This window comes from Bartonella sp. AD328YNZD (genome assembly GCF_042196425.1).
In genome coordinates this window covers 1-2,662 of sequence record NZ_JBHIQG010000316.1, presented here as the reverse complement: position 1 = coordinate 2,662, position 2,662 = coordinate 1, and the positions used below count along the sequence as shown (strand labels likewise).

Annotated in this window: 1 protein-coding gene and 1 pseudogene; both read right to left on the bottom strand. The window is 36.6% G+C overall.

Going from position 1 to position 2,662, the window contains the following annotated elements; genetic code table 11:
* Nucleotides 1-100: 100 nt before the first annotated feature.
* Entirely contained in the window at nucleotides 101-1,144 is a 1,044-nt protein-coding gene (locus tag ACFIO3_RS11165; RefSeq protein ID WP_375606553.1) for a tetratricopeptide repeat protein, read from the bottom strand.
* A 1,291-nt stretch (nucleotides 1,145-2,435) separates the two neighbouring features.
* Nucleotides 2,436-2,662 (bottom strand): annotated as a pseudogene (locus ACFIO3_RS11160) (hypothetical protein); the annotation flags it as partial.

Genomic DNA, 2,662 nt, shown 5'->3' with positions numbered 1-2,662 from the left:
CAAATCAGCCATTTTGCTTTTAGTGCTGAGAGCACCTAGACAGTGCAAAAACTCCCGGAATTTCTATAAATTTTGTCTTTTTGCAGCAGAGAGGAGTATTTTAAAAAACAGGAAGGAGCTTTATTGCTTCTTTGTGCGCTTTTTCTAGTTGTGTTTTGTCCATGCCTTGGAGCATTATTTCAAGATCAGGGGCTTGCATTTTTGCTTCCTTTGCGAGCATATACCATGCTGCTGCCATGATTATATCGCCTTTTGTTCCTGTGCCATCTCGATAAAGTCTTGCAAGGGAAATTTGTGCTGGCGCAATCATGTTGACGGCATTTCTTTGAAGTAAATGAAAAGCGCGGTGAAAATCTGTTTCTCCTCCACGTCCCTGTACAAGCCATTGCGCTAAAAGAAGTTGAGCTTCTAAGTGGTTGTTTTGAGCCGCTACCTCCATGAGCTTACGGGCATTATGATCATCCTTTGGTCGATTTAATGTGCCTAAAGACAGAATTTTGGCAGCAGAAACAGCAGCTTCAGCATCCCCAAGAGCAGCACCTTTTAAGTACCATTTTAAGGCTTGCTCGATTGCTTCATTTTCACGACTTTGGGAAGAAACACCAGGGAGAGCTTGTTTTTCACGTGAGGCTTTATAAAGAAGCAGTTGTCCATAATAAAAATAGGCTTCCTTGACGCCTGCATTGACAGCTTTTCGAATAAACTGTTCACCAAGATCTTGATTTTGTTTCATAAAATGACCATCAAACAACATAAGCCCATAGCGTAATTGTGCTTGAGGTTCCCCCTGTTTTGCTGCACGCTCAAACCATAAAGCAGCACGCGCACCGTCAACAGGAACAGCGCATCCTTCCATATAAATTCGGGCAAGAAGAGTTTGTGCAAAAGGATCATTTTTTTCAGCACGTCGGAGTGCTTCACGAAAAGCTTTTAAATAATAACCTTGGATGTAATAGTCATAGGCTTGGTCATAATCTCCAGCTTTTAAAGGCTGAAAAGGTTTTTGTGTGTTTGACGCATCTTGAACCGTATTGAAAGAACGTTCAAAACTTGAGAATTCTTCAGTATTTCCAGAAGAATTTACAACAGAATTTGCAAGCCCAATCATTCCTAAGATAAGCAGCTTAACGCTTCTCTTGATCATGGTGTTTTCTCCTCATTACCGAACAGAATTTTCACATTTTTCTTTCATCATATCAAGTATGAGCAAAGAATTATCTTGCGTAAAAATACTTATCTTCAAGGACATAAATTTATATTGCGGTTTTCTCTCCCGCATTAAAGTTGTAAAAGGCTGAAAAATCGCTCCCCATTTGAACAACAGCAAAAATTTCCATAGATCTCTGTCCACCACCTTGCTCATTGGAGATTACGAGGGTGAGAGTGTGGCTTTTTATCAGCTTTGCTACAATGACTTATTAAGTGAGAGGTTGTATATCATGTTTTTGCGTAAAACACTGTTGTTTAGGACAGTGATATAAGGCGTAGTAAATTTACTATATCAAGTGTTTTGGGTGAGTGTGATAAATCTTCAAGGTAGCTTATCCATAAAACCCTATGAAGTGAACCGCATGAGGGATCAAGCAGTGAAAACTAGTCCTAAGAGACGCTGAACTTTTTACAGATCGGCAACTGTAGGAGCTTTTTTCCTTTGAGGAGTGAAAGGCAAGTATGTGCATACCATTGTTTATGAGAAAAACGACGATTTAGCATCCATTTTAAAAGTTTAAAAGCCCAATGGCTTTTTCAAATTTAACGGAGGATATTTTTAAAGTGCTCCAATAACAGCCATAATTTTCTTTACACAAGCGCAAAGCATTGCAATAGCTGTTGTAAACTCTGTTCGTTCATCATAGTACCATAACAATTAGCAATGAAAACCACAAAACCTCCGAATTGTGGTATGCTAGAATTATGGTACACTAAATGAGAAGCAAAAAACGTTAAAAATATCCTATTTCTACAAAATTTCTTTTGAATAAACCACCGTGGATAAATTACATTGGAAACTATCCATTTTTTATTACTATGATATTTTAAAAGGTTCTTCTATTAGTGCAGTTGGACAGTGTTTTTTGCCATTGTCTTTCCTTTTATTTTTAAAAAACTCATTTTTTGCAAACAGCGGACTATTCAACTGCTTGAATCACTAAATAAACTAAGTTTTGCATTTACATCTTCGCACAATAATTCACTAGAGTGTGGAGGATTTTTCATTATTTTTTAATACTCTTCTTTCCCTTATACTTAAACCTAAAGTCATAACTTATTTTCTCGTACGTATTGTTTCTCATATCGTGATGAAATACAGAAAAATTTGTTCACTCTGGCTAAAAAACAAGAGTTTTTATTGAGGTGCAAACCTCTTTTCTTTAACAAGAGCTTTTAAGTCTTTACGTGTAAAATATAGAGAATGTTTACATAAAATAGCGGGTTCATTTGGGCTGAGTAATTATATGAGCACGTAGTTCTCCGTTCACGTTATACTGAAAAAGAGACACTATAGTGCTACTATTTAATCTTATTCTATACCTCAAATTCACACCCATGTTTTGTTGCTTTTGAGGTTGATCTGTATAGATCACATTATATCCATTTTGTCGCAACAGATTGATAAATACAGGAGTAAAGTTGTCTGCTGTATTATTTTTCTTTATAAGAA

Coding starts and splice junctions, on each gene's coding strand:
- ACFIO3_RS11165 (WP_375606553.1), bottom strand. CDS start 1,144: ATGATCAAGAGAAGCGTTAAGCTGCTTATCTTAGGAATGATTGGGCTT.